Origin of the sequence: Streptomyces sp. NPDC047072 (assembly GCF_040643855.1) — a bacterium.
In the GTDB taxonomy this organism is placed as follows: domain Bacteria; phylum Actinomycetota; class Actinomycetes; order Streptomycetales; family Streptomycetaceae; genus Streptomyces.
In genome coordinates this window covers 1-25,246 of record NZ_JBEYVC010000024.1, presented here as the reverse complement: position 1 = coordinate 25,246, position 25,246 = coordinate 1, and the positions used below count along the sequence as shown (strand labels likewise).

The following is a 25,246-nucleotide window of genomic DNA, read 5'->3' as shown; positions in this document are numbered from 1 at the left end:
GCCGCGCGGGCCCAGCGTGAGGAGATGCGCCGTGACCGCCATCAGCCGGGTCGCCGCACGGGAGATCATCGACAGCCGGGGCAACCCCACCGTCGAGGTGGACGTGGAACTCCGGGACGGTTCGCTCGGCCGCGCCGCCGTCCCCTCGGGCGCCTCCACCGGCGCCCGGGAAGCGGTGGAACTGCGCGACGGGGACCCAACCCGCTACCACGGCAAGGGAGTTCGGCGGGCGGTCGACGCGGTGAACGAGAGCATCGCGGACGCCGTGACCGGTCTCGACGCCGAGGACCAGGCGCGGGTCGACCACACGATGATCGAGCTGGACGGCACGGCGACGAAGTCGCGCCTGGGCGCCAACGCCCTGCTCGGTGTCTCGCTGGCCACCGCCAAGGCCGCGGCCGCCGCGCACCGGCTGCCGCTGTACCGCTACGTCGGCGGTGTCGACGCCCGGCTGCTTCCGGTGCCGATGATGAACATCGTCAACGGCGGCGCCCACGCCGACAACCCGCTGGACTTCCAGGAGTTCATGATCGCCCCGATCGGCGCGGCGACCTTCGCCGAGGCCGTCCGCATGGGCTCGGAGGTCTTCCACACCCTGCGCGGCACGCTCCTCGCCGCCGGGCACAACGTCAACGTCGGCGACGAGGGCGGCTTCGCGCCCGAACTGCGCACCGCCGAGGAGGCGTTGGACTTCGTCGTGCGCGCGATCGAGCAGAGCGGCTACAAGCCGGGCACCGACATCACGGTCGTGATGGACCCGGCCACCTCGGAGTTCTTCCACGACGGCGGCTACGACTACCGGGGCGAGGGCGTCCGCCGCACCCCGGCCGAACACGCCGACTACCTCGCCTCGTTGGTGGACCGCTACCCCGTCGCCTCCATCGAGGACCCGATGGCCGAGGACGACCACGACGGCTGGCGTTCGCTGACGGCGCGCCTCGGCGACCGCTGCCAGCTCACCGGCGACGACGTCTTCTGCACCAACGAGACCCTGCTGCGCGCCGGGATCCGCGACGGCATCGCCAACTCGATCCTGGTCAAGGTCAACCAGATCGGCACCCTGACGGAGACGCTGGCCACGGTCGCCACCGCCCACCGCGCCGGCTACACCGTCGTCATGTCCCACCGCTCGGGCGAGACCGAGGACACCACCATCGCCGACCTCGCCGTCGCCACCGGCTGCGGCCAGATCAAGACCGGCTCCCTCTCCCGCGCCGACCGCACCGCGAAGTACAACCAACTGGTCCGGATCGAGGAGGAGTTGGGGACGCAGGCGCGGTATGCGGGAGCGGAGGTACTGGGGTTGCGGGCGCGGTAGGGGGCGGGCGTCCGGTCATCTCGTCCAGTACCGGATGTTGCGGAACCGGGCCTCCGCACGTCCCGAGCCGTGGTTGTAGACGCCGTTCTTGAAGTAGCGGGTGGCCGGCCCCCGGTCGGCGACGGTCAGAACGAGCGAGTCGTCGAGATAGACCTTGATCGTGCCGGTTCCGCTGCTCGCCTGGTGGGCGATCTTCACGTTGAACCAGGTGTCGTAGGCCCCGGTCTTCAGAACCGTCCCGTCGTAGCGCCGCACGGTGCCCCCGCCGGTGTCGTAGACGTTGAGCATGATGTCGGTGGCCGGGGTGCCGGACGGATGGACGCCACGCAGGATCTGCACGAAGGAGGCGCCGTCCGTCCCCGAGGGCAGATAGACATCGGCGTCCCACATCCGGTCCCCCGTCGCGTAGTCCACCTTCCAGCGCATCTCGGTCCGCGGATCGGTCGAACTCCCCTCCTCGAAGGGCTCGTCGGTGTCATACACCCACATCCGATGCACCCCTCCGCTGTAACTGTGCCGCTCACTCAGCTCCAGGTCCCAGGGCTTCTGCCAGCTGTAGGTGAACGAGGTACTGCTCCACCCATCGGTGGGATCAGCAGCCGCGAACGCCGTACGCGGGAGCACGAGCGCCGCCCCACCCGCCAACAGTCCCGTCCCGGCTCGTAACAGTGCTCTCCGGTTCATGACATGCCCTTCCGATGAGTACAGGTCGACGCCGCAGGCAACCTCAACACATCGGAGGAGTCAATGACTTCGACGGGACTCGGACGCCAGAACAGCGACTATTTGGCCATGCTCTAACGATCGGGCTCCCGAATACACCCGATGTATCAGCCGCGCGGCGATCCCGCGTCGTCGTAGCGCTGTCGTGCCCGTTCGACCTGTTCCAGATGGCTGGTGGACCACTCGGTGAGGTGGGCGAAGAGGGGGGCGAGGGTGTTGCCGAGGGCGCTGATCTCGTATTCGACGCGGGGCGGTACTTCGGGGTGGTAGGTGCGGATCACCAGGCCGTCGCGCTCCAGTTGGCGCAGGCGTTGGGTGAGCACCTTGGGGGTGATGCTCTTGATGCGTCGCTGCAGTTCGACGAACCGCTGGCGGCCGAAGGTGTGGAGCGACCAGAGGATCGGCGTGGTCCACCGGCTGAACACCATGTCCACGACCGGGGAGATCGGACAGGCCAGCTCGGGATCGCCGAGGGCGTCCGTCGTCGGCCGGATCGCTTCGGTCGCCATGAGATACCGCCCTCTGAGGTAGTCACTTTCCTCTAGGTACCTACTATACGGAGCTTGCTAGCGTCGCCGACATCGCACAAACCACCTGGAAAACACGGGAGTTGAGCATGTTCGTAGTGACGGGTGCGACCGGGAACGTGGGGCGGCCGCTGGTGCGGGCCCTGGCGGAGGCCGGCGAGCGGGTGACGGCGGTGTCGAGGGGACCGGCCCCGGCGGACCTGCCCCAGGGAACCGGACACGCACGGGCCGACCTCGCCGTACCGCAGACCCTGCGGCCCGCCCTGGACGGCGCCGAGACCCTGTTCCTGCACGACGGCGGCGCCGGCGGCCACGGCCTCGACCTGCGAGCCGTGCTGGACGTGGCGAGGACCGCCGGGGTCCGGCGCGTGGTGCTGCTGTCCTCGCAGGGCGTGGCGACCAGGCCCGAGTCGCCCTCGCACGGAGTCGTCATGCGGGCGACCGAGGACGCGGTGCGCGAGTCGGGCCTGGCCTGGACGATCCTGCGGCCCGGCGGCTTCGCGTCCAACGCCTACGCCTGGGCCGACTCCGTGCGCGCCGAACGCACCGTGGCCGCGCCGTTCGGTGACGTCGGGCTGCCGGTGATCGATCCGGCGGACATCGCGGAGGTCGCGGCCGTGGCCCTGCGCAAGGACGAACACACCGGCCGGGTCTACGAGTTGAACGGGCCGGAGGTCGTCACGCCACGGCAGCAGGCCGAGGCGATCGGTGCGGCCCTCGGTGAGCCGGTGCGGTTCGTGGAGCTGACCCGGGAACAGGCGTACGCACGCATGACCACCTTCATGCCGGAGCCGGTCGTGGAGGCCACGCTGGCGGTACTCGGCGAGCCCACCCCCGCCGAGCTGCGGCTCAGCCCGGACGTCGAACGGGTGCTCGGCCGCGCGCCCCGCCCCTTCACCGAGTGGGCCGACCGCAACATCGCAGCCTTCCGGTAAGGAACGCCGAGTCGATCTCCCGGTCGAAGACATCCCCGTTGGATACCCCCCTGGGTATCTTGTACGCTGCATCCCATCAGGTACCCCCTGGGGTATGCAGAACAGGAGATGACCATGGCCACTGCTCCGCCGGCGCTCAGAGCCGAGGACACCCCCGCCGCCCCGACCCCACCCGGCCGGCTCGGCCGCCTCGGCGTCTGGGCCACCACCCGACTGCGGCTGATGCTGCTGTTGTGGCTGGCCGTCGTCGTGGGACTCGGGGCGTTCGCGCCGCAGGTCACCTCGGCGCTGGCCGGTGCCGGCTGGCAGGCCGACGGCTCGGAGTCGGTGAAGGTGCGCGAACTCGCCCGGGAGCACTTCGCGGGCAACGCCTCCTCGGCGATTCAGGTCGTCGTCACCTCGGACGCCCAGGTCACGGACCCGTCGGTCCAGAAGGTGATCGCCGAGGCGACCGCCCTGCTCAAGGACGACCCGCGGATCTCCACCGTCGTACCGCCCCAGCAGGGCGCGACCATCAGCGGTGACGGGAGGACCGCGGTCCTGCTGGCGGGCGCGAACGCCGACACCAACGACATGGTCCGGGCCGCCGACGACCTGAAGGGCCCGCTCGCCGCGCTGTCCGGTCACGGCGTCGAGGTCAGCGCGACCGGCTCCTCCGTCATGTGGAGCGACTTCAACACCGCCAACCACGACGCGATGATGCACTCCGAGATGGTGTCGTGGCCGGTCACGATGGCCATCCTGCTGCTGGCCTTCGGCTCCCTCGTGGCGGCCGGCCTGCCCCTGCTGCTGACCGTCGCCGGGCTCGCCGCCTCCGCCGGCGCCCTCGTCCTGCTCAACCACCTGACGCCGACGTCGATCTGGGCGATGAACTTCGCCATGATGTTCGCCCTCGCCCTGGGCATCGACTACGCGCTCTTCCTCGTCGTCCGCTTCCGCGCGGCCCTGGCCCGGCACGGCAACCCCGTCCGAGCCGTCGCCGAGACCATGGACACGGCGGGCAAGGCCGTCGCCCTGTCCGGCCTGACGGTCCTGGTCAGTCTCTCGGCCGTGATGCTGGTCCCCGCCCCGGCGTTCCGCTCCATGGCACTGGGCATCATGCTGGCCGTCGTCTTCGTACTGGCCGCGACCCTCACCCTGCTGCCCGCCGTCCTGGGCCGCCTCGGCGACCGGGTCAACGCGGTGTCCCTGCCGTTCGCGCGTTCCACGGCCGATGGCTCATCGCCGCGCTTCACCGCCTGGGGCGAACGGCTGTGGCGGCACCCCCTCCGCTACGGCGTCCCCGCCCTGGTCGTCCTCGTCGCCTGCGCCGCTCCGGTGCTCGGCCTGCGTACCGCCATGCCCTCCATCACGGTGGTGCCGGAGCACGACTCCTCACGCGTGGGCTACGAAGCCGTACAGAAGTCGTTCGGCGAGGGCGCGCCCGGCACCCTGCAGATCGTCACGAAGGCGGCCGACGCCGACCGGACCGCGAAGGAGATCGCGGCGGACAGCGGCATCGCGGGCACCATGCCGGCCGTACCGGCCGCCGACGGCAGCGGACTGGCCATGATCCAGGCCGTACCCTCGGTCGACCCCTCCGACCCCGCCCTGGCCGCCACCGTCGACCGGCTCCGCCACGAACTGCCCGCGACCTCCCTGGTGGGCGGCGCCGCGGTCGAGAACCTCGACCTCCAGAAGACCCTGGACGCGAAGACACCCCTCGTCATGGGCGTCATCCTCGCCCTCGGTTTCCTGCTGCTGCTCGTCGCGCTCCGGGCCCCGCTGGTCGCGCTGATCGGGACGGTCACCAACCTGCTGGCCACCGCCGGTGCCTTCGGTGCCGCCCGGCTGATCTTCCAGGACGGGCACGGCGCGGACCTGTTCGGCTTCACCGCGCAGGGCTTCCTCGACGGATGGGCGCCGGTGTTCTTCTTCGCCATGATCTTCGCGATCGCCATGGACTACACCGTCTTCCTGCTGTCCACGGCCAAGGAGCACTACGAGCGGACGGGCGACCCCCGCGCCGCCGCAGTCGCCGCCCTCGGCCACTCCGGGCGCGTCATCTTCGCCGCCGCCGCGGTGATGGTCGCGGTGTTCTTCACCTTCGCCTTGTCCGGGCCGCTGCCGCCGAAGGAGATGGGCATCGTCCTGGGCATCGCCGTCCTGCTCGACGCGGCCCTGGTCCGCCTGGTCCTCGTGCCGGTCCTGCTGCGCCTCACCGGCCGGGCCGCCTGGCACACCCCCGCGTGGCTCGAGCGGGTCCTGCCGGACATCCACTTCAGCCACAGCTGAACGAACCGACGTAAGGAAACAGAAACCATGTGCCAGCGCACCACCTGCAGGAAGTGCCAGAAGTTCACGTACCGCGGCTGCGGCATGCACGTCGAGCAAGTCCTCGCCGGTGTCCCGAAGTCGCAGCGATGCAGTTGCGCCGCGGACGCGACGACAGGGGGCGGCTTCTGGAAGCGTCTCCTCGGGCGGGGCTGAGAGAGCGGCCGCTCCGGGGCCACGCGACCGGCGGCGAACAGGGCTGTTCGCCGCCGCGCCGGACCACGGCGTATAGTACCCCTAGGGGTATCTGTGAGGAGTGAGCGTGGAACTGGAGCTTGAGGGCGCGGCCTTGAAGTCCGTCCTGAACCGACTGCGGCGCGCGCAGGGCCAGATCTCCGGTGTGATCCGGATGATCGAGGAGGGCCGCGACTGCGAGGACGTCGTCACCCAACTCGCCGCCGCCTCACGGGCCCTCGACCGCGCCGGATTCGCGATCGTCGCCACGGCCCTCCAGAACTGCGTGGCCGACATCGAATCCGGCCGCAAGAACGGCGAGAACCCGGAAGCCATGCGCGCCCGCCTGGAGAAACTCTTCCTGTCGCTGGCGTAAGCCCCGGCGGCCCACACAGAACCACACGCCCCCTTCCGCTTCAACGAAGGGGGCGTTCCCCGTATGCGCTCCAGGCCCCCGTCGCGGCTCGAACCCGGCCTTTCATATACCCCCCTGGGTATAGTGCTACAGTGGAATTAATACCCCGGGGGGTAATCAACCGCGAAGGAGACATCCCCGTGTTCTTCATCGACACCTTCGACCTCAAGGGCCTCGGCAACCGCAGCTACCTCACCGGCGGCCGGGAGACGGCCGTGGCCGTCGACCCGCCCCGCGACATCGACCAGGTTCTGACGGCGGCCGCCCGCCGCGGGGTGCGGATATCGCACGTCGTGGAGACCCACGTCCACAACGACTACGTCACCGGCGGCCTGGAACTCGCCCGCGTGACCGGAGCCGCCTACCTGGTCCCGGCCGAGGCGCGCGTGTCGTTCGCGCGGGTCCCCGTGGCCGACGGCGACACCATCACCGTCGACGCCGGGCTGGAACTGCGTGCCGTGGCCACCCCCGGCCACACCCCCCACCACACCTCCTACGTCCTCCAGGAGCACGGGCAGCCGGTCGCGGCGTTCACCGGCGGATCCCTGCTGATCGGCACCGTGGGCCGCCCCGACCTGGTCGAGCCGCGGCTGACCGAGCGGCTCGCCCGCGCCCAGCACGCCTCGGCACACCGCCTGGCTGCGGAGCTGCCGGACGAGACATCGGTGCTGCCCACTCACGGCTTCGGCAGCTTCTGCTCGTCGGCACAGGCGGCGTCGGCACAGGCTGCGCCGGCACAGGCGGAAGGGGACGCCACCACCATCGGCAAGGAGAAGTCCGCCAACGCGGCACTGACCACGGACGCCGACACCTTCGTCGTACGACTGCTCGCCGGACTCGACGACATCCCCGCCTACTACACCCACATGGGCCCGGCCAACGCCGCCGGACCGGCACCGATCGACCTGACCCCTCCGGCCGTCGCGGACGCCGAGGAGATCACCGCCCGGCTCGCGGCCGGCGAGTGGGTCGTGGATCTGCGCAGCCGGGTCGCGTTCGCCGAGGGCCATGTCGCGGGGTCCTTCAACTTCGAGGCCGACGGCAAGCTCGCCACGTATCTGCCCTGGCTGATCCCGTGGGGCAGGCCCGTGACGCTGCTGGCCGAGTCCCCCGGCCAACTGGCCGCCGCCCAGCGCGAACTCGCCCGCGTCGGCATCGACCGACCCGCCGCCGCGGCCACCGGGACCCCGCGGGACTGGCTGCCCGAGAGCGACGGCCCCGTCTCCTTCCCCCGCGCGACGTTCGCCGACCTGGCCGCACACGGCACCGACGACATGGTCGTCCTGGACGTTCGTCGCGACTCGGAGCGCGCCACGGGCCACATCGAGGGCTCCGTCCACATCCCGGTCCACCACCTGCCGAAGAGGCTCGACGACGTGCCGTCCGGCACCGTCTGGGTGCACTGCGCCGGAGGGATGCGGGCCGGTATCGCCGCCTCGCTGCTGGACGCCGCGGGCCGTGACGTGGTGGCGGTGGACGACGGTTTCGACGCGGCCGAGGCCGCCGGTCTAACCGTCGTCACCGGCTGATCCGAGCTGATCCGCCCATCCCCTCAGAACTGTCGAGGTCGAGTGATGTCACTTCCCCGTCGCGGCGCGAGCCGTATCACCGTGGCCGAGGCCCACCGGCGCACCCGGACCGCCGAGGCGGTCCTGCTGGACGTACGCGAGCGGGCCGAGTGGAACGCCGGGCACGCGCCCGGCGCCGTCCACCTCCCGCTGACCCGGCTGACGGCCGGTGCGGCACTGCCGGAGGCGGCCCAGGCACGCCCCCTGGTGGTGATCTGCCGCAGCGGCCACCGCTCCCGACAGGCCGCCGAGCTGCTGGCCGCACGCGGCGCCGACGCCGCGGACGTGGAGGGCGGCATGCAGGCCTGGGCCGACGCGGGCCACCCGATCATCGCCGCACAGGCCTGGGCCGACGTGAACCACCCGGTCATCGCCGCACAGGCATGGGCCGACGTGAACCACCCGGTCATCGCCGCACAGGCATGGGCCGACGCGAGCCACCCGGTCATCGCCGCACAGGCATGGGCCGACGTGAACCACCCGGTCATCGCCGCACAGGCATGGGCCGACGCGGGCCACCCGGTCGTCGCCGACCACGAACCCGACCACGGACCCGACGGCTCCCCGGCATGAGCACCATGCTCCTCGCGCTCGTCGCCGGTGCCGTCGTCGGCCTGGCCCTGGGCGGCCTCGGCGGAAGCGGCAGCATGCTCGCCGTACCTGCCCTGACCTACCTGCTCCGCTTCACCCCGGCCGAGGCGACGACGGCCGCCCTGGTCATCGTCACCCTCACCTCGGCCACCGCCCTGACCGCCCACGCCCGCGACGGCAACGTCGCCTGGCGCACCGGGCTGCTCTTCGCCGCAGCGGGCATCGCGCCCGCGGTGGCCACAGGAACAGTCTCCGCGCATCTCCCGGGAACCCTGCTGACCACGGCCTTCGCCGTCATAGCGGCACTCGCGGCGCTACGTATGCTGCGGCCCGCGCCCACCGAGACGTCCGGCCGGACACACCCCACGAGGGCCGGGGCGGCCGGAGCCGGCCTCGGCGCAGTCACGGGTTTCCTCGGAGTCGGCGGCGGCTTCCTGGCCGTACCCGCGCTGGTGAACGTTCTCGGACTCCCCATGCGTCGGGCGATCGGCACCAGCCTGCTGGTCATCACGCTCAACTCACTGGCCGCGCTCACAGCCCGAGCCGGCACCGGCATGAAACTGGACTGGGCGACCATCGCCCCCTTCACCGCGGCAGCGATCCTGGCGGCCCACGACGCCAAACACCTGGCCCACCGCCTCAAGGCCACCACACTCCAGCGAACCTTCGCCTACACACTCCTCGCCGTAGCGGCCTTGATGCTCGCGGACACCCTCATCTGACCAGCGCTCCCCCACATCCACAGCGCACAGCGAACACGGCAGAACCCAGATCAGGAGCCCTTGGCCACCGGCTCACGAACCGCCACGCACTCCACGTGATGCGTCATCGGAAAGGTGCCGGCCTGAGCCGGTCAGGGAAAAGACCAGGTCAGAGCCGCTTTCTCGGCTCATCGCGAGGCGTGCGGACGCCCAGAGCGTCACGGCCGATTGCCCGTCCTGCCTACTCGGGCAGACCGAGCTGCTACAAGCAGCTCCCCAGCAGGCCCCGTCCCTCTCACGTCAGACACCGACTCGCTCATCATGACCCGCCCGCGCCACTCCTCCGGCCGCCATAATGGACTCATGCCCTCCAGCTCACAGCACCCCGCACCCGCGCCGAGGGACCTCCCAGGCGCGGACGCCGACGACCTGGCGCTGTACCGGGAGAAGTTCCGGCGTCGTCTGCCGGAATCGCTGGACGAGTTGCACGGTCCGGCCATGGGAGTCGTGGACCTACCGCTGCACCTGGCCTGGTCCGGGATGACCTCATACGACCTGGCCAAGCCACGCCAGCGAATGGGCCTGTACCGCACCATCCTGCACGAGGGCCTGCGCGACGACCTGCCCCGCTACCTCAACCACGATCTGCTTCTCCAGCTGTGGCCGGTACTGCGCACCCTCGTCGGCCGTACCGTGCGCACCGTATGGGAAGACGCCTTCCCTCAGCTCGCCTCCCGCACCCGGGCAGCCGCGTGACGGACATGCCGGAGCTGCACACACGGCTCCTGGCGGATGTGATCGCGCTCGGTTCCCCGTATCCCCTGGTCCTCACGGGCGGATATGCCGTACGGGCGCACCGCCTCGTGAACCGTCCCAGCCAGGACCTCGATGTCGCCACCGAGAACCCGGCGCCCATGGCCGACATCGCGGCCACGCTCCGCGCTGGCCTGGAAGTCCGCGGCTGGAAGGTGCACGCACTGGAGACCGCCCCGCTGTCAGCCCGCTTCACCGTGACCGACCCGGCCACCGGGCAGGAGTGCGAAGTCGACATCCTCAAGGAGATCTTCTGGCGGCCGGTCATCCAGAGCACGTACGGGCCCGTCCTTGCGGAGGAGGACGTGATCGGGACCAAGGTCCGCGCTCTCGCCGACCGCGGAGCGCCCCGCGACCTGATCGACGTGTTCGCAGCCTCCCGGCGGTGGACCAACACCGAACTCGAAGAGTTCGGCCGCCGCCACGCCCGGGGCCGTTTCGAGCGCGAAGACCTCCAGTCGAACCTCACGGGCGCCGAGTGGACCGACGACGAAGCCTTCGGCGCCTACGGGCTCGATGACACCACCATCACCGCCCTCCGCGCTTGGGCCGTGGAGTGGGCCGACGACCTCGCGACCCGCCTCCTCGAAGAGACCAGTGATCCGGATATCGACTGATACATCTGGATGAGATCACATCTGCAAGCGACCCGAGTAAGAGCCAAGAAATGAGTAGTTAGTAAGGCAGTCGGTCGCGGGCTTGGCTTGTCCCACGTCAAGCACGCAGGGCAGGTCCTGGGAGACTCAGCCGACGCACAGACTGCGCCCCGTTGGAAGATGATCATCTGAGGCCAGCTCTCGTACATCTCCACACACCTCGCCTCCAGACTACGAACTGCTCTGTTGCCACCTCGCCCCGCGGCCTCCCTCACGAGGGCGTCGCCGTATCCGGTCAGCGGCAAAAGGCAGTGAAACGAGACCGGCCGCTCGAGCATGCGAGCGGCCGGCAGTTTGTCCCCAGTGGTCACTCTCGGAGTGCCACGCACCGGCGGAGCAGCAGTTCCAGGCGCACGTGGTTGTCCTCGCGGTCGAACACTTGGAGGGCGTCAAGACACGCGACGATCCATTGAGCCTCGTGCTCGTCCTCGATCTGGACCGCCACGGCGGTCACCGCACTGTCGATGTCGAACGAACTGTCCTTGAACTCTGCGTCGAGTGCCTGATATCCAGTCGCGAGCAGCGGATCCGCGAACACACCGGTCGCCTCGGCGAACTCGCGGGCTTCCGCACCATCCGTGAGCAGGCCCGCCATGCGGCGCAACGCCTCGTCGGGATCGCCGAGTTCACGGTGCAGACGGTGTGCCCGGTCGACCAACAGAGGCCAGCCACTGGTCAGCCCATACAGACGATCCAAGCGGTCGTCTGTATGGAACATGTCGACGCGCTGGGCCCAGCCTCGCAGGCTGCGGCGATCGTGGCGGCGCAGCACCACGGGGGCGGCCGAGGTGGACTCGATGCCGGTCAGCAGTGGCCGCCACAGGCCCAGCTGGCTGGGGTCGGTGACGATGACCACAGCGCGGGTCACCCCTGGGGTGGTGGGCAGCAGCATCTCGGCCCAGTCAACAGCCTGCCGGCATGCCTCGGGCCTCGCATCCGGGTAGCGAGCGAAGTCGCTGATGACGACCCGCCGTTCACGCGGAAGTCCCCCAGTGAGTTCCTGCTTGTAGACGCTGGGCCTGCCGATGGGTGGCAGCTTCCAGTCGGCGATGCGCCCGGCGACGGTGCGGAGGGTGTCGCCGACATTGGAGACTCCTGTGGCGCGGCTACCGAGAACCACCCTCGTCTGATTGGAGCGCTCACCGAGAAGATCGTCGAGCTGGGTGATGGTGAGTGGTGCCGGCCTGCCGTCGGGCAGCTCGGGACGGCCCTCCTGCACGATGCTCTCCTGCAGTTCGCAGTCGTGTTCAGCCCTCAGCAGGCGGGCGTCCACCTCGTGGGAGGTGCCGATCATGCGCAGGGCGTTCGGGCCGCGCAGATGCCAGCCCTGGCCGTCATGGTTGGGGGCGAGGATGCCGAGGCCCACCATCTCGGAGAGATAGGCACGGAAGCCCTCGGTGTCGAGCTGTTCGAAGCCCCTACGCCAGAACGTCTCGCATTCCTCGCGCAGTTCGGCGTCGCTTAGCCGTACCTCAAGGCCTTGGTGGCGGGCATGGTACGCCAGGACATTGGCGATCACGTCGTAGCGGTGATCCAGGCTGAGCGTGTCCTTGAAGGCTGCCGAGATGCCGTCCCGGAGACCCGTGTCCGACTCCACGACCTCGATGTCGGTGGCATCCACCGCGTACGGGGGTTCGCCGGCCCCTCGCCGGGCCCGCTTGCGATGCATCACCTCGACCAGCCGGTGACCGAACATCTGGAGCAGGAACGGCTGATAGGAGCAGTAGCCGAGCACGCGGTTGACGAGATCCACGTCACGGAACTCGAAGCCGAGGGCGCGCATCGGCTCTACGAGCAGATCGGCCGCGGACTGGGGAGCAAGCGGGCCGATGACCTTCGGGGTCTGCGCGAGGTGACCGAACGGCCCGTTGCTCGCAAGCTTGGAGAACCGCTGTACGGAGTGCAGACCGGCGAAGACGACCTTGGCACGGTCCTTGGTGTCGGACCCGAGTCCCTTGAGTTTCTTGGTCTGGTCGAAGCGAGGAGCGTCAGCCTCGAAGAACTGGTCGCACTCGTCGAGCAGAATCAGCAAGCGGCGGCGTGACTCCCCGTCCAGCCATGCCCGGATACCAGAGCGCACCCTGTCGGAGATCCCCTGCTGCGACTTCCGTCCTTGCGGCCGACCCAGTACCTGAGCCTCGGTCAGCTCCCGAGCCAGGACGCTCCACAGCGCCTCCGGCCCCAGTGAGCTGCCCTTGCCGATGTTCTCCTGGTCGAGGTTCACGTACACCGCCTGGTAGTAGCTGGGGCGTTGCTCCGTGAACCGTTCTTCGGCGTCGCTGAGCAGGGCCGACTTGCCCAGGCCCCGGCCGCCGAAGATGACCTGGGTGCCGCGAGGGTCGAGGATGCTCACGCGTTCGGCGTCACGGCCGTAGAACATCTCGCCGCCGATCCGGCCGCGCTTCTCCCTGATGTACGGATTGACACCGGAGAACGGCAGCAGTGTCTGTGTGGCTGTGCTGATCTGTCGATTGCCCCGGGCCGCGAGGTAGGCGAGAGCGGCGTCGTCCACTACCAGCAGCGGCTGCAAGCGGTCAGAGCCGACGGCGAGTTCGACGCGGGCCTGGCGGCTCATCGTGCCGAAGTAGACGACAAGGAGACTCGCTCCGCTGGTGTCGCGCGACGCCCAACTCATGACGAGCTCGGCGGACGGGCGGCCCCAGACCAGCAGCACGCGGAGGGTACCGCCATGCTCCCTCATCTGCGAACCGAACGCCGGTGCCTTCGCCCTTCCGTTGATCTCCACCTCGGTCGCCTCGAAGAGACGGTACTCGCGCCGATGTGCGGGCGCGGACCTCTCGTCGAGCGGCCTAGCGCTCTTGGCGTCGTAGCCGAGGAGTTTGAGGAGCGGCGGCACCTGCCGACTCGCGGCCACGCCGAGCCGGTCCTTCGGCTCGGTGGCACCCAGCTCCCGCCACGCATCGAGGACGTCGGCCGCCTGTGCCGCCTCGTCGCTGGAGAGGGTTCCGTAGTCCAGGACAGGCAGGGTCGGGTGTTTGCCTCGGCTGCGGACGAGGTCGACTAGATCACGATCGATGCCCCCCGGCAGGCCGTCGGGCACGACCGGGAAGAACTCGGTCAGGTGGGACTCACCAGCCTCGATCTCCGGGACGGGTTCGCCGATCTCCAGGAAGTAGACGAGATCGGCGGCGGTGGCCAGGTCATTGGTGTCCAGGCGCCGCAGCACCTGGTCCCGCCCGTCTGCGGTGACGTCCAGGACGTCGAGCCTGGCCCGGATCCGGGCGGCGGCCTGCTGCCGGAAGTCGGGCAGGTCGTTCCGTACGGTGTCGAGCGCCCGCCGTACGTCCATCAGGTCGTGCCTGGCGGTGTCATCGAGCCGACGGCGTGCGTCGGCCAGCAACTCCTGAAGGCGCAGGTCCTGGTCGTCGGTCACGGCGCTGTCGGCTTGTGCGCGGTGCAGCTCGGCAACGAGTTCGTCGTGTGCCGTCCGCAGCGCCCTGCGCCTGGCGGACTCCTGCTCGGCGATCTCGGTGACTGCGGGCGAGTTGAACTCCCCTGCCCGCGCGGCGGGCAGCACCCCGCGGCCGGCCAGCTCGACGATGGTGCGGGCTGCCCCGAAGGCGTCGTGGGCGAGCCTTTCCGCGAAGGCCTCGTCCCAACCCCGGTCGACCGCCTTAAGGAGTCGGCTGAGCGGCGGCTGCTCGTCGCGCGTGTCGCACACCTTCAGCAGCTCCACGTCCAGCACACGTTCAGTGGCGATGACAGCGCCGGAGCGGGTGGGTGCCGTGTCGCCGGCCAGCAGGGCAAACAGCTCTTCCATCGAGGCGCGGGCCGCCCACGCCGCAGCGGCAGAAACAGCACCCGCACGACGAGCCAACTCGTCCAATTCCGCCAGCATGGCTTCCTTGCCGTCAAGCAGAGACTGGCGCAGGGCGGAAATCTCCTTGACCGCCCGATTCGCGTCGGACCGCTCTCCGCGCCGGGTGCCGTCGATCGCCAGACACCATTCCTTGGCCAGGCCGGCGGCGCGCTCCACGAGATGCACCAGGTCCTGCCGCCCGGAGCCCTGGAGCGGCTTGCCACTGGGCGAACGGTGCTTGCGGTCCATGCGGTCGATCTCGTTGTTGATCTCGGCGAGCTTCGACAGGCGCTCGGCCTGCTCCCGGACCTCAGTCACCGCGTCCCAATCGTCGTCCACCACAGTGGTGAGCAGCGTCCCCAGTAGACCGTCGCGGGGTGCCAGCCATCGCTTGGCAATCTCCGTCGCCCGAGCGAACCGCAGTCTCTGCGGCACTAGCAGCGAACGGCACTGCTCTTGCAACTCCCGCAGTCGGGCCTCCGTCTCGGAGGCGTCGGCGATGACGACCGGAGAAGCAATCCTCAGGGCACCGCTGAGGGCACGGTCGGCGACGGCGGTCGCCACGTCCCCTAGCCGGTCCGGCAGCCTGGGTACCAGGGCCTTGAGCTGAGCGCCCGCCGTATGGTCGCCGGTGATCAGCGCCGTCCGCAACAGGGCGGGCAGCAGGACAAGTTCGCTGCCCTCCGCGTCACGGCCCTCATACCCGCCGTACTGCTGGAGCAAGTCCGCGGTGAGCCGGGCGCCCTGGCTGTCACCGAAGGTGAGGAGATCCGCGGCACCGGCCAGCCGGAGCGCCGCCACCTGTGGTTCGGGGTGGCCGGCCGCGCGCGCCACATGGTGGGCGAGCCCGAAACGCCGATCCATGACCAGCTGCGCAAGCGCCTGCTCGGCCTCCGCCTCTGTGGTGTTCCGATGCACCGGCGCGGTCGTCTCCACGGCTGATGCGGCGGGGATGAGCTCGGGTGCAGGTACTGCGACCTGGGCGGTCGGGGAGTCTGCTTCCGCGTTGGCGGGTGCCACCGGGGCACTGTCGGCGGGTAGCGCGGCGCGGGTGTTGTCGGTGCGGCATCGGCCACGGAGGGGGGTCGAGGTGGGTCCGGCGAAATCGGGTTCCGGGGCGCGTTCCGGATCCGGGGTGGAGTTGGGCGCGGTCGCCTCATCGGGGTGGTCGGCAGTCTCCCCAACGGGGCTGCCGTCCCTCTGCTCGACGGTGTCCGTCTCCAAACCGTCGGCACCGACTGCCTCGGCCCCGGCGGGGGCGCCGCACTCGGAGCCGTGCACGGCTTCTTCCTGCGTTGGCAACGACAGTTCGTGCGCCATGACAACCGCAGTGGCGCACGCGGGCAGCACTCGGACCACCTGCTGCTGAAGCGACAGGATTTCCGTCGCGGCGTCCGCCTGATGCCCCAGCCGGATGATCCGTGCCAGGGCGGCGAGCGCCGCGCTCTCCTGCCGTTGCGTCTCATCCCACGCCGCTGCGTCCAGCAGGCCACGGGCCGCGCCACGCACCGCCTCGGCGGCGAAGGCGGCTGGGCTGCCCGGCGAACATGCGACGTCCAGCAGCCCTCGCAGTAATTGCCGAGCCTGGAGGTCCTGTTCATGCGCCGCCCGGTGCGCGCTGGCGGCGTCTGCCATGTCCTCCAGGCGGTGGGGCACCCCCTCGATACCCGCCGTGTGGAAGACCGCGTCGACTCTGTCGAAGGCGGCGCCCAGCGCGGCCAACGAAGCCAGGTCGTTGTCATGCGGAGGACGGCCGTCCTCGATCGCACCAGCCGTCCGCTCCACGGCTTGCCGGGCTTCCGCGAGCGCGGACTCCAGCTGGCGGCATGCCGTCTCCAGGTCCGTCACCGGCTCCGGGGCGGGGGGCTCCTGCGTGGTGGCGTCGGGCACAGAGGCATCCTTGTCCTCCGCCGCGGCCGGGGCGAATCGCGGGTGCTCAGCCACGATGGATCGGGCCACGTCGGCGACGGCGTCGAAGTGTGCGCTCTCCTCCTCGTCAGCGGTCGCGCCGAACCAGTGCTGGTCCGCCGCCCAGGCGAGGATGTGGGCGTCGGCGACGGAGGCATTGCACGAAGCGAACAACGCTGCGCGGACCAGCATCGCGCCCCAGCGAGAGACGGGGTCGGAAACCGTGCCACCGTCCTGTGCGAAGACGAACCTGTCCACCTGGTTCATCACGGTCTGTGTAAGTTTCCTGACCGCGCACGTGCACGCATGCTGTCGTATCTCGCGCCGCAACCTGCCGAGAATGTCCCGGCACAGGGCGTTGCCCGCGCGTCGAGGAGCTGCCATGCGGATTCCCAGGCTTCCGAGCAATTCCTGCCGCTGCTTGGGCGGCAGGGAGTTGAAGGCCAGTTCCACCATTCCGTCTGTGAGGTCGTCCACGGCGGCGGCAACCGGGTTCTCCAGGGCATTCAGGGCTGCGGCCAGGCGTCCGAGGTCTTCGGCCGACACGCTTGACGGGGACAACGGTGGCCCCGTCACGACGCGATAGCTGTCCTGCATGTGTGCGTGCTCCGTTTCTGCGGTTGCGAGATGAGAGGGGAGACGGACGAGAGATGTAGGCCGAGAAGCTCGCGAGAGCCGTGGACGGCTCAGCCGCCGCGTGTGTGAGCGGTGACGAACGTGTATCCCTCGGGCAGGTCCCAGCCGTCAGCCTTGCCGAGCCTGCGGCAGTACTCCCGGAAGGCCGCTCGCTGAGCTTCGCTGGGCGAGTAGCCCGGTAGCAGACGGCGCAGGTGGCCAGGGACGAACTGGATGGCGTGCAATCCCTCGCCGCCGGGTTCCGTGCCTCCCCAAGGGCGAATCACCCGCCGTCGAGCGGGGCGGTAGCCGATGAGAGGGATCGCCCGCTCCCCGTCTCGCGCGGGGAAATGCGGCTGACCCCAGACGTCGCGGCTGCCGAGGGCCGGTTCCAGGAGCCGTTCGGCGAGTAGTTCGGCAACAGCCGATTCCAGGGCGACGGTCTGCGCCCGCGCGGGAAGGCGACCGTAGGCCGCGTACGGCAGGCCCGAACGGTCCAGCAAGGCATGGCCGTCCAGGGTGAGCAGCCCGCATCGGCGGACGGTGCGCATCACAAGTTTCCGGGGGCCCAATCCCACCGCGGTGTCGCCGTTGCGGTCACTGCCCGGAACGTCCTCCCGGGTGAGAACACAAGGGTCAAAACAGTGCCCGATCACACGGTCACCGACCTGCACGTGCTCATCGAGCCGCGTCGTGGTCATGCGGATCACCGTGCCGCCGCGAGGCAGGCACAGCTCAAGCATCAGCCCGGGAAACAGGTCGCCGGGCCACACGACTCCGGTCAACCAACCTTCCTCGTCGCCGAGTTCGGCGGTGACGTCCTGGACCGCCTCAGGCGCCTCCAACGTCCCGCCCGGGTGGTCGAGTTCGAGGCGGATCATGGGGCGTCGGCCGTGAGCATCTCGCAGTTCCCGCACAGCCTGCGGGTGCAGGGGGAGTCGGCCGTCGATGAGATGGGCCAGCCGCAGCGGCAGCTGCCAGACGATGTCGTTGCCGTCCAAGCGCAGCAGCTCACTGGGGCCGAGGGTGGCATCATCGGCGAGTGGCAGGTCGACCGGCTCCACCTCTGCTTCCGGCTCCGGGTCCGGTACGGGAGGCGCAGTTGTCGTGGACATCCATCCGCATCCGGCCGAAGCCAGAGGATCTCCAGGAGGCTCCGCGTCACCGGGATGGTGAGAGCGCCATACGCCGCCTCCCTCGAAGGCGTCGTCGAGCGAGACTCGAGTACCGTTCTCGAACAGGCCCTGATCACTGTCCCGTTGGACGACGTCGGCGAGCGTCACGTTGGCCCGGCACACCGCCGCGGCATAACCCACGCCCTTGAGCAGTTCCGCTGCACCGGGGAATCCGCGCAGTCGAGGTCCGACCGCCGTGTACACCGTGACCGGAGCGGTCAGGCCGTAGCGCCGCTTCGCCGGCGTGGCCGCGTGTTCCACTGCTGCCACCAGGGACCTGAGGTCGTCGCCGCCCAACGGCCCGGTATCATTCCAGCAGTCCGCAAGGGAGGCCCGGGTCATCGCGTAGTGGCCCCAAGTGCGCAGCATGTCGCAGGAGTTGAGGACTCCCCTTACCGCGTCGAGGAGACCGAGCAGGCCCGCCCGCAGATAGTCTGCGTCCGTGCTGTCCACCAGTTCGGCAAGGGAGACAGGAACGTACGGGCTGAGCAGCTGTGCCCGTGCGGTCGTCAGCAGATGGTCTGCGTAGGCGGTCAGGTCGTCGCACCGGGACGCCTCCCGGGACGGGTAGCAGACGTCGACGACGACATGGCCGTCCCCGTTGATCCACCGCCGGCGTGTGCGCATGCGGTGAAGCTGGGCCGGTGACAGGCTCAGGGCCGGGCCGAAGGCGTGAGGGTCCGGGACCAGAAGTTCCCTGCGCAGCGGTGCCGGGTCGCTGCCCGGACTGTTCGGCCCCTCGGCACCTGCGGGTGCCCCCGACACCCAAGGCGGTACGTCACCAAGAGCACCGACCTCCGGGTGGGCGCCCTCCTTGTACACGATCTCGGCGTAGAGCGGGTCCGAACCGGTTGCGACACACACCATGGAACCGACCGGGAGCGCAGGAGCGGACTCGCCGAAGGTGATTACGGGGAAGTCGTCGAGGCGCAGCGGGCTGGCGCCGTAGCCATCGCCGCCGAGGTCGTAGCCGAAGTACACGGCGTTGAAAGCGACGACGGTGTGCACGGGCGCTGGTCTAGCGGCGACCACCGCTTCGAGATAGCGCAGCAGCAGTTCGCGATCCTCGTCGGGCACGGCGTCGTAGCCGCTTGTCATGGCAGAGGTCAATAGGGCCCGTTCGCCGTACGGGTCGGGCACCTCTCCACGCTCCTGGCGCACCGATAACGCCACCGGCCCTGATGCACGCGAGTCCCCACCCATGACACCTCCGCCGCGATACGGGCCGCCCCAGCCCGACTTGCGGTAATTCCTGCAGGCTATGCCTGCCCGCTGCTCTCCGGCGGCACTTTCGTCACTTTCCGTTGGTTCTCGGTACCTCGTGCCGAACCCACCTGCACACCGACGTCAGACCGCGCTCAAGCCGCACGATTGGAGCAGGCCAAGGTCGCCCTGCCATGGATCACCATCGAGGGGACGACTGATCGCGTGGACCGAATGCGCCGAGAGCCACGGTGAGAGGGGCGACCGGACGATGGCGAGCGATCCTTCGGAGCCATCGCACCTGACGCTCCGCCAAAAACAGCGTCGAACGAGCGTCACGAGTCACCGGTTACTCGCGCAACGTCGAGACATCAGACGCGCACTCCACGCTATTCCTCGACAAAGCCGCAGGTCAGCAACGTCGCGCGCCGGGCGCAGGAGCATTGTGCGCTCCACTCCATAGCGATCCGGAAACAGGTCGAACGAAGTGTTATATCGGAAGTAACTGCAGGTCAGGCCCCCTTGCCCACCGGCTCCAAAATCGCCACGCACTCCACATGATGAGTCATCGGAAACAGATCGAACACCCTCAACGTCCGCACCCGATACCCCCCATCCCGGAAGTACCCCAGATCCCGAGCCAGCGCCGCCGGATCGCAAGCGACATACGCGATCCGCCGCGCCCCCAACGGCGACAGGTGTTCTACCGTCTTCCGGCCCGCCCCCGCCCGCGGCGGGTCGAGGACGATCAGGTCGACCTCCGTGATGCCCGTGCGCGGCAACACCGACTCCACCTTGCCCTGTTCGATCCGTACCCGGTCGAAGGAGGCGAGGTTGTGGCGTGCGTCCTCGACCGCCCGCTTGCCGGACTCGATGCCGAGCACCGCTCCCTGCTCGCCGAGACGGTCCGCGAGGGCGCCCGCGAACAGGCCCACCCCGCAGTACAGGTCGAGCGCCATCTCCCCCTTGCGCGGCAGCAGCCCCTGCATGACCGCCTTGACCAGCGTGTCCGCCGCCTGCGGGTGGACCTGCCAGAAGCCGCCGCTGCCCACCCGGTGCGTACGGCCGTCCGCCCGCTCGCGCACGAAGGCGCGGCCGTGGACACGGTGGATGCCGCCGTCCTTCTCCTCCACGCGCATGACGGACACCGGCTTGTCCAGCTCCACGAGGGGCAGGCGAGCGCCCGGCCGGGGCTCCAGGATGACCATCCGGTCCTGCGAACCCGTCGCCGCGATCGCCTCCACCGACGCCATCCCGGACCAGTCGCGCTCCTCGATGCCCAGCTCCGAAACACCCGGCGCCGCGATCATGCAGTGCTCGATCGGCTCGACCTCGTGAGAGCGGTGCCGCCGCAGACCCGCCCGCCCGTCGTCGGAGACCGCGTACTGCACGCGCGTCCGCCACGCCGGCACCTCGCCCGCCGGCAGCTTGTCCCCCTCGGCCGGCATCACCGTGCCGTCCCAGCCCGCCTCCTCCGGCGTGAGCCCCGCGAGCCGCTTCAGCTGCTCGGCGACGACCTCGCCCTTGAGCCGCCGCTGCGCCCCCGGCTTCGCGTGCTGCCAGTCGCAGCCGCCGCAGCGGCCGGGACCGGCGTAGGGGCAGGGCGCCTCGATACGGTCCTTGGACGCCTCCAGGACCGACACCGCGTCCGCGCGCAGGAAACGCGCGCCCTCCTCGCCCTCCGTGACCTGGGCCACCACCCGCTCACCGGGCAGCGTGTGCCGGACGAACAGCACCTGGCCGTCGGACGTACGGGCGATGCAGTGCCCGCCGTGCGCGACGGGCCCGACCTCGACCTCGAACTCCAGCCCCACCAGCGATTTCTTCGGTTCTGCCTGCATGGCGGGGTGACTCCAAAAAAAGTGAGGGACACACGTCGGGAAAAAGCGGGGGACACAGTCGGGACAACAGCCGACCAGTCTACTTCGGCGCCGAAGACTCCTTCGCCCGATCCACAGCGGCCGGCCCCCGCCGCACCGACCCCGGCGCGTTCCACTCCTGCCGCCTGCGGGCCCGCAGCTTCGCCGCCTCGGAGGACTGCAGCTGGTACGGCACCGACGTCACCATGACCCCCGGCGTGAACAGCAGCCGCCCCTTGAGCCGCAGCGCGCTCTGGTTGTGCAGCAGATGCTCGTACCAATGCCCGACCACGTACTCGGGGATGATCACGGACACCGCGTCCCGCGGCGACTCCTTCCGCAGCCCCTTGACGTAGTCGATGATCGGCCGCGTGATCTCACGGTACGGCGAGTCCAGCACCTTCAGCGGTACGTCGATCCCCCGCCGTTCCCACTCCGCGCGCAGCGCCTTCGTCTCGGCCGGGTCCACGTTGACGCTCAGCGCCTCCAGGGAGTCCGAGCGCATCAGCTTGGCGTAGGCCAGCGCGCGCAGCGCCGGGCGGTGGATCTTGGAGATCAGGACGACGGAGTGGACGCGGGAGGGCCTCAGGCTGTCGTCGCTCGGGCCCTCGGGCGCGGCGATCTCCTCGGCGACCCGGTCGTAGTGCTTACGGATCGCCGTCATCGTCGCGTAGAAGATGCACATGCCGAGCAGCGCGACCCAGGCGCCGTGCGTGAACTTGGTGACCAGCACGACCACCAGGACGAGCCCGGTGAAGAAGGCGCCGAAGGCGTTGATCGCGCGGGAGCGGATCATGTGGCTGCGCTTCGCGGGGTCCTTCTCCACGGCCAGATGGCGGTTCCAGTGCCGGACCATGCCGGTCTGGCTGAGCGTGAAGGACACGAACACGCCGACGATGTACAGCTGGATGAGCCGCGTCGAGTCGGCGCCGTAGATCCACACCAGCAGCCCGGCCGCACCGGCCAGCAGCACGATGCCGTTGGAGAAGGCGAGCCGGTCGCCGCGGGTGTGCAGCTGGCGCGGGAGGTAACGGTCCTGCGCGAGGATCGAGCCGAGCAGCGGGAAGCCGTTGTACGCCGTGTTCGCGGCGAGGAACAGCACCAGCGCGGTGGCCGCGGCGAGCACCACGAACAGGAAGCTGCCCTTGCCGAAGACCGCCTCGGCGACCTGCGAGATCACCGGGTTCTGGACGTAGTCGGAGCCGATGGCGACGCCGTTCTTCAGCAGGTCCACGCCGGGGTTCTCGGCCATGCGGACCTTGGTCACCATGGCCAGCGCGATGATCCCGCAGAACATGGTCACGGCCAGCAGGCCCATCATCGCGAGCGTGGTCGCCGCGTTCTTCGACTTGGGCTTGCGGAAGGCGGGCACGCCGTTGGAGATCGCCTCGACACCGGTCAAGGCGGCACAACCAGAGGAAAACGCCCTCAACATCAGGAAGACCAGAGCGAAGCCCGCGAGCCCCTGGTGCTCGGCCTTGATCTCATAGCCCGCGGTCGGCGCCCGCATGGTGTCGCCTAGGACCAGTCCGCGGAACGCACCCCACGCGATCATGACGAAGACGCCGGTGACGAAGACGTACGTCGGGATCGCGAAGAGCGAGCCGGACTCCTTCACCCCGCGCAGGTTCATCAGCGTGAGCAGCACGATCACGGCGATCGCGCAGAGCACCTTGTGCTCGACGACGAAGGGGACCGCGGAGCCGAGGTTCTCGATGCCGGAGGCGATGGAGACGGCGACGGTCAGGACGTAGTCGACGAGCAGGGCGCTGGCGACGGTGAGGCCGGCCTTGGGGCCGAGGTTGGTGTTGGCCACCTCGTAGTCGCCGCCGCCGCTCGGGTAGGCGTGGACGTTCTGCCGGTAGGAGGCGACCACCGTGAACATCAGCACGACGACCGCGACGGCGATCCAGGGGCTGAAGTGGTACGCCGACACGCCCGCGATGGACAGGACCAGCAGCACCTCGCCGGGCGCGTACGCCACGGAGGACAGCGGGTCGGAGGCGAACACCGGGAGGGCGATGCGCTTGGGCAGGAGCGTTTCCCCGAGCCGGTCACTGCGCAGTGCGCGCCCGATCAGGATGCGTTTGGGCACGTCGGTCAGTTTGGACACAACAGTGCATCGTAGGCGTTCGAACGCATGCCCAACCACCCGGCACCCCGCATCTGCCCACCGGGTGAAATGCACGGCGCTCCCGGCAGCGATATCCACAGGTGGCCGGAGCGGCATGTCTATATGACAAGACCCCCCTGAAAAGACCGTCCGCAGCAGGACCGTCACCGCCCCCGGAGGTCACATGCACACCACCGCGCAACTCATCGGCGCCGCGGCCGCCCTCGTCGGCCTCGGAATCCTCACCCTGGCGAGCGTCCGCAGCATCAGCCGCCGCTGATCGGGACCGGACGACGCGAACACACGGGCAACCGTGCACGGGGGTGCCCTCGTCCTACCGCGCGTGTGTAGCTTGGGCGTCGGTCTGAGACCCTGATGTGGCTGAGCAGTAACTATGGACACCGGAAGGACGGTCGTGCACATCGTCATCATGGGCTGCGGGAGAGTGGGCTCCGCTCTCGCCCAGACCCTGGAGCAACAGGGGCACACGGTCGCCGTGATCGACCAGGACCCCACCGCCTTCCGACGACTGGGCTCCGGTTTCGGCGGCCGTCGCGTCACCGGCGTCGGCTTCGACCAGGACACCCTGCGCGAGGCGGGCATCGAGGAGGCCGGCGCCTTCGCCGCGGTCTCCAGCGGCGACAACTCCAACATCATCGCCGCGCGGGTGGCCCGCGAGATGTTCGGCATCGAGAACGTCGCGGCCCGCATCTACGACCCCCGGCGCGCCGAGGTCTACCAGCGCCTGGGCATCCCGACGGTGGCCACGGTCCGCTGGACGGCCGACCAGATGCTGCGCAGGCTGCTGCCGTCCGGCGCGGAGCCGCTGTGGCGCGATCCCACCGGTGGCGTCCAGCTGGCCGAGGTGCACGCCTCGACCGCCTGGGTCGGCCACAAGATCAGCAGGATGCAGGAGGAGACGGGCGTCCGCGTGGCGTTCCTCACCCGTCTGGGCGAGGCGATCCTGCCCACCTCGCAGACCGTCCTCCAGGAGGGCGACCTGGTCCACGTGATGATGCGCACGGACGACATCGAGAAGGTCGAGGCGTCCTTCGCCGAGGGCCCCGAAGAGGAGGGCGGTCACTGATGAGGGTCGCCATTGCCGGTGCCGGCGCGGTCGGCCGCTCGATCGCGGGCGAGCTGCTGGAGAACGGCCACGAGGTCCTTCTCGTCGACAAGGCGCCGACCGCCATCTCGGTCGAGCGCGTCCCGCAGGCGGAGTGGCTGCTCGCCGACGCCTGCGAGATCACCTCCCTGGACGAGGCCGCGCTCCAGCGCTGCAACGTCGTGATCGCCGCGACCGGCGACGACAAGGTCAACCTCGTCGTCTCCCTGCTCGCGAAGACGGAGTACGGCGTTCCGCGCGTCGTCGCGCGCGTGAACAACCCGAAGAACGAGTGGCTGTTCAACGAGTCCTGGGGCGTGGACGTCGCCGTCTCGACGCCCCGTCTGATGTCCGCCCTGGTCGAGGAGGCGGTGAGCGTCGGCGACCTGGTCCGCCTGCTCCGCTTCAGCCACGGCGACGCGAACCTCGTCGAGCTGACCCTCCCCGAGGAGTCGGCCCTGGCCGGCACGCAGGTCGGCGACGTGGAGTGGCCCGAGGACACCTCCCTGGTCACCATCATCCGCGGCACCCGCGTCCTCACCCCGACCCAGGACGACTCCCTGGAGGCCGGCGACGAACTCCTGTTCGTAGCAGCCCAGGCCCGTGAGGAACAACTGGAGGACCTCCTGTTCGGCCAGGAGCAGCCTTGTCAGCTGGTCATGCCCCGGGCGGCCGCGTACAGGTCGAGGACCGCGAGGCAGAGCGGGACCAGGG

Annotated in this window: 17 protein-coding genes and 2 pseudogenes; 12 read left to right on the top strand and 7 right to left on the bottom strand. The window is 69.7% G+C overall.

What is annotated here, in order from left to right:
* Positions 1–31: 31 nt before the first annotated feature.
* The gene (gene eno / locus ABZ896_RS13635; protein ID WP_360926812.1) at positions 32–1,318 is read left to right on the top strand and encodes a phosphopyruvate hydratase; all 1,287 of its coding nucleotides are present in this window, start codon (positions 32–34) and stop codon (positions 1,316–1,318) included.
* Positions 1,319–1,333: 15 nt separating this feature from the next.
* On the opposite strand, the gene ABZ896_RS13630 is transcribed toward eno, so the two are convergent.
* Both ABZ896_RS13630 and ABZ896_RS13625 read right to left on the bottom strand, forming a co-directional pair.
* Entirely contained in the window at positions 1,334–2,002 is a 669-nt protein-coding gene (locus ABZ896_RS13630) for a polysaccharide lyase family 7 protein (RefSeq protein WP_360926809.1), read from the bottom strand.
* Positions 2,003–2,148: 146 nt separating this feature from the next.
* Positions 2,149–2,550: a helix-turn-helix domain-containing protein gene (locus ABZ896_RS13625; RefSeq protein WP_360926806.1), complete on the bottom strand. Its 402-nt coding sequence runs from the start codon at positions 2,548–2,550 to the stop codon at positions 2,149–2,151.
* 107 nt (positions 2,551–2,657) lie between these two features.
* On the opposite strand from ABZ896_RS13625, the gene ABZ896_RS13620 reads away from it, so the two are divergent.
* The 9 genes and pseudogenes from ABZ896_RS13620 (at position 2,658) to ABZ896_RS13580 (ending at position 10,695) form a co-directional block, all read left to right on the top strand.
* On the top strand, positions 2,658–3,503 hold the full coding sequence (locus ABZ896_RS13620) for an NAD(P)H-binding protein (RefSeq protein WP_360926803.1): 846 nt from the start codon (positions 2,658–2,660) through the stop codon (positions 3,501–3,503).
* Between the two features lie 114 nt (positions 3,504–3,617).
* On the top strand, positions 3,618–5,777 hold the full coding sequence (locus ABZ896_RS13615) for an MMPL family transporter (RefSeq protein WP_360926800.1): 2,160 nt from the start codon (positions 3,618–3,620) through the stop codon (positions 5,775–5,777).
* Positions 5,778–5,804: 27 nt separating this feature from the next.
* Entirely contained in the window at positions 5,805–5,972 is a 168-nt protein-coding gene (locus tag ABZ896_RS13610; RefSeq protein WP_360926797.1) for a hypothetical protein, read from the top strand.
* 106 nt (positions 5,973–6,078) lie between these two features.
* The gene (locus tag ABZ896_RS13605; RefSeq protein WP_360926794.1) at positions 6,079–6,366 is read left to right on the top strand and encodes a metal-sensitive transcriptional regulator; all 288 of its coding nucleotides are present in this window, start codon (positions 6,079–6,081) and stop codon (positions 6,364–6,366) included.
* 179 nt (positions 6,367–6,545) lie between these two features.
* A complete protein-coding gene (locus ABZ896_RS13600) occupies positions 6,546–7,934 on the top strand; it encodes an MBL fold metallo-hydrolase (RefSeq protein WP_360926791.1) in 1,389 nt (462 codons plus the stop codon).
* Positions 7,935–7,979: 45 nt separating this feature from the next.
* Positions 7,980–8,306 (top strand): annotated as a pseudogene (locus tag ABZ896_RS13595) (rhodanese-like domain-containing protein); the annotation flags it as partial.
* Positions 8,307–8,542: 236 nt separating this feature from the next.
* Positions 8,543–9,286: a sulfite exporter TauE/SafE family protein gene (locus ABZ896_RS13590; protein WP_360926788.1), complete on the top strand. Its 744-nt coding sequence runs from the start codon at positions 8,543–8,545 to the stop codon at positions 9,284–9,286.
* A gap of 342 nt (positions 9,287–9,628) precedes the next feature.
* Positions 9,629–10,021, top strand: coding sequence for a hypothetical protein (locus ABZ896_RS13585; protein WP_360926786.1), 393 nt, complete (start codon positions 9,629–9,631; stop codon positions 10,019–10,021).
* A gap of 5 nt (positions 10,022–10,026) precedes the next feature.
* On the top strand, positions 10,027–10,695 hold the full coding sequence (locus ABZ896_RS13580) for a nucleotidyl transferase AbiEii/AbiGii toxin family protein (protein ID WP_360926783.1): 669 nt from the start codon (positions 10,027–10,029) through the stop codon (positions 10,693–10,695).
* Between the two features lie 346 nt (positions 10,696–11,041).
* Here the strand turns inward: ABZ896_RS13580 and ABZ896_RS13575 are convergent, their stop codons facing one another.
* From ABZ896_RS13575 to ABZ896_RS13560, 4 genes are all read right to left on the bottom strand, one after another.
* Positions 11,042–16,729, bottom strand: a complete 5,688-nt coding sequence (locus ABZ896_RS13575; RefSeq protein WP_360926780.1) for a hypothetical protein — start codon at positions 16,727–16,729, stop codon at positions 11,042–11,044.
* A gap of 419 nt (positions 16,730–17,148) precedes the next feature.
* Positions 17,149–19,350: a hypothetical protein gene (locus tag ABZ896_RS13570; RefSeq protein ID WP_360926777.1), complete on the bottom strand. Its 2,202-nt coding sequence runs from the start codon at positions 19,348–19,350 to the stop codon at positions 17,149–17,151.
* 617 nt (positions 19,351–19,967) lie between these two features.
* Positions 19,968–21,296, bottom strand: a complete 1,329-nt coding sequence (locus ABZ896_RS13565) for a class I SAM-dependent RNA methyltransferase (protein WP_360926775.1) — start codon at positions 21,294–21,296, stop codon at positions 19,968–19,970.
* 79 nt (positions 21,297–21,375) lie between these two features.
* The gene (locus ABZ896_RS13560; protein WP_360926772.1) at positions 21,376–23,427 is read right to left on the bottom strand and encodes an APC family permease; all 2,052 of its coding nucleotides are present in this window, start codon (positions 23,425–23,427) and stop codon (positions 21,376–21,378) included.
* 415 nt (positions 23,428–23,842) lie between these two features.
* Here ABZ896_RS13560 and ABZ896_RS13555 point away from each other — a divergent pair, with 415 nt between their 5' ends.
* Together ABZ896_RS13555 and ABZ896_RS13550 are read left to right on the top strand one after the other, a co-directional pair.
* On the top strand, positions 23,843–24,514 hold the full coding sequence (locus ABZ896_RS13555; RefSeq protein ID WP_359037182.1) for a TrkA family potassium uptake protein: 672 nt from the start codon (positions 23,843–23,845) through the stop codon (positions 24,512–24,514).
* A pseudogene (locus ABZ896_RS13550) lies at positions 24,514–25,161 on the top strand (TrkA family potassium uptake protein); the annotation flags it as partial. The gene ABZ896_RS13555 and the pseudogene ABZ896_RS13550, both read left to right, overlap by 1 nt.
* Positions 25,162–25,181: 20 nt before the next feature.
* Here ABZ896_RS13550 and ABZ896_RS13545 read toward each other — a convergent pair.
* Positions 25,182–25,244: a hypothetical protein gene (locus ABZ896_RS13545; protein ID WP_360926966.1), complete on the bottom strand. Its 63-nt coding sequence runs from the start codon at positions 25,242–25,244 to the stop codon at positions 25,182–25,184.
* Between the last annotated feature and the right edge of the window lie 2 nt (positions 25,245–25,246).

Excerpts from the sequence above, each read along its gene's own strand:
- ABZ896_RS13630 (WP_360926809.1), bottom strand. The coding sequence starts at position 2,002 with ATGAACCGGAGAGCACTGTTACGAGCCGGGACGGGACTGTTGGCGGGT.
- ABZ896_RS13625 (WP_360926806.1), bottom strand. The coding sequence starts at position 2,550 with ATGGCGACCGAAGCGATCCGGCCGACGACGGACGCCCTCGGCGATCCC.
- ABZ896_RS13620 (WP_360926803.1), top strand. The coding sequence starts at position 2,658 with ATGTTCGTAGTGACGGGTGCGACCGGGAACGTGGGGCGGCCGCTGGTG.
- ABZ896_RS13615 (WP_360926800.1), top strand. The coding sequence starts at position 3,618 with ATGGCCACTGCTCCGCCGGCGCTCAGAGCCGAGGACACCCCCGCCGCC.
- ABZ896_RS13610 (WP_360926797.1), top strand. The coding sequence starts at position 5,805 with ATGTGCCAGCGCACCACCTGCAGGAAGTGCCAGAAGTTCACGTACCGC.
- ABZ896_RS13590 (WP_360926788.1), top strand. The coding sequence starts at position 8,543 with ATGAGCACCATGCTCCTCGCGCTCGTCGCCGGTGCCGTCGTCGGCCTG.
- ABZ896_RS13585 (WP_360926786.1), top strand. The coding sequence starts at position 9,629 with ATGCCCTCCAGCTCACAGCACCCCGCACCCGCGCCGAGGGACCTCCCA.
- ABZ896_RS13580 (WP_360926783.1), top strand. The coding sequence starts at position 10,027 with ATGCCGGAGCTGCACACACGGCTCCTGGCGGATGTGATCGCGCTCGGT.
- ABZ896_RS13575 (WP_360926780.1), bottom strand. The coding sequence starts at position 16,729 with ATGAACCAGGTGGACAGGTTCGTCTTCGCACAGGACGGTGGCACGGTT.
- ABZ896_RS13570 (WP_360926777.1), bottom strand. The coding sequence starts at position 19,350 with ATGACAAGCGGCTACGACGCCGTGCCCGACGAGGATCGCGAACTGCTG.
- ABZ896_RS13565 (WP_360926775.1), bottom strand. The coding sequence starts at position 21,296 with ATGCAGGCAGAACCGAAGAAATCGCTGGTGGGGCTGGAGTTCGAGGTC.